The 1,904-nt window shown below is 72.4% G+C and carries 1 protein-coding gene; it reads right to left on the reverse strand.

Annotated elements, in window-relative coordinates; translation table 11 throughout:
• The coding region (locus ABT001_RS35920; protein WP_351285899.1) for a type I polyketide synthase at nt 1–1,880 on the reverse strand (1,880 nt) is incomplete at its 3' end.
• Between the last annotated feature and the right edge of the window lie 24 nt (nt 1,881–1,904).

The raw sequence follows: 1,904 nt of genomic DNA on the forward strand, positions 1-1,904 counted from the left end.
GCCGCGAGGTGCAACGCGACCAAGGAGGACGAACACGCCGTGTCCACCGTGACCGCCGGACCCTCCAAACCGAACGAGTAGGCGATCCGGCCGGACATCACGCTGTTGGACATGCCGGTCATCAGGTGACCGTCCGCGCCGCCGGTACGGCCGCCGGTGCCGTAGCCGGACGTCGAGGCGCCGACGAAGACGCCGGTCGAGGTGCCGTGCAGTGAGCGAGGATCCAGGCCGGCCCGCTCCAGGGTCTCCCAGGTGGTCTCCAGGAGTAGCCGCTGCTGCGGGTCCATCGCGATGGCTTCGCGCGGCGAGATACCGAAGAGGTCAGCGTCGAAGGTGGTGGCGTCGTGGACGAAGCCCCCCTCGGCCGCGAAGGCCCCCTGAGCGAGGGAGAGGTCCCAGTCCCGGTCTGCGGGGAAGGGGGTGATGCCTTCGGCTCCGGAGACCACCATGTCCCACAGATCCTCGGGCGAGCGCACACCGCCCGGGAAGCGGCATGCCATGGACACCACGGCGATCGGCTCGTCCGGGTCGACGGCCGTCCGGGCGTGCGGCGCCACGGGTGTGGCGGCGGTCTCGAGGGCGGGGGCCAGCAGCTCGGCAAGGTGGTCGGCCAGGGACTGCGGCGTGGGGTGGTCGTAGACCAGCGTGGCGGTGAGGGACAGGCCCGTGCCGGTGGACAGCCGGTCCCGGAGCTCGACCGCGGTGAGCGAGTCGAAGCCGAGGTCGGAGAAGGGCCGTGCGGCGGGAACGGCATCCGTGTCGGTGTGGCCGAGGACTTCGGAGACGGTGTTCCTGACGACGGTCAGCAGCGCGGCCTGCCGCTCCGCCGCGCCCAGGTGAGCCAGCGCGGGCACCAGGGGCGTCGCACCGTCGACCGCCGCCTGGGCGGTCGGAACGGCAGACTCGCCCGTCGCTTCAGGAAGTTCGTCGAAGAGCGTGGTGGTACGGCCCGACCCGAAGGCCGGTGCGAAACGGGCCCAGTCGACGTCGGCGACGACGAGGCAGCCGAGGTCCCGGGCCACCGCGTCCTCCAGGACGGTCACGCCGAGTTCGGGCGGCAGGGGCGTCAGGCCTCGGCGGCGCAGATAGTCCCCGGCGTTCTCGGCGACCAGCATCCCCGACTCGGCCCAGGGCCCCCACGCGACCGAGGTGGCGACGGCACCGCGCGCCCGCCGCTGCTCGGCCAGTGCGTCCAGGTAGGCGTTGGCCACGGCGTAGGCGGCCTGTCCCCCGCTCCCCCACACACCGGCGATGGAGGAGAACAGTACGAACATGTCCGCGGCGGGCAGCAGCGCGTCGAGATGGGCCGCGCCGACCACCTTGGCCCGCAGGACCTCCAGGAACTCCTCGGCGGTGGTCTCGCCCAGGGGGCGTGCGTCCACCACACCGGCGGCGTGCACCACGCCGGACACCGCGTGCTCGGACAGCAGGGCACTGAGCGTGTCACGGTCGGTGACATCGCACGCGGCAACGATCGCGTTGGCCCCCAGCTCAGCCAGTTCCGCCACTAGTTCGGCCGCGCCAGGAGCCTTCACGCCCCGTCGGCTTATGAGGATCATCGTGGTGACGCCGCGCCGGGCGAGGCGACGGGCGACGGCCGCTCCGAGCGCACCGGTGCCACCGGTGATCAACACTGCTCCGGTCGGGGTGAACTCACCGGGGGCCTCCGCACGGGGCGCCACCGGGGTGACGCGCCGGACGAAGACTCCTTCAGGACGTACGGCGGCCTGGTCCTCGGTGCCGGCGAGCACCCGGGTGAAACGGTCCGCAGCCCTGGCGTCCAGCACTGCCGGAAGGTCCACCAAACCACCCCAACGCTGCGGGAACTCCAACGCGGCCACCCGCCCCAGACCCCAGATCTGCGTCTGCCACGGATCCACCGGACGGTCCGACCGCCCGGTCGA

It is taken from the genome of Streptomyces sp. NPDC002793 (assembly GCF_040295485.1).
Taxonomy (GTDB): domain Bacteria; phylum Actinomycetota; class Actinomycetes; order Streptomycetales; family Streptomycetaceae; genus Streptomyces.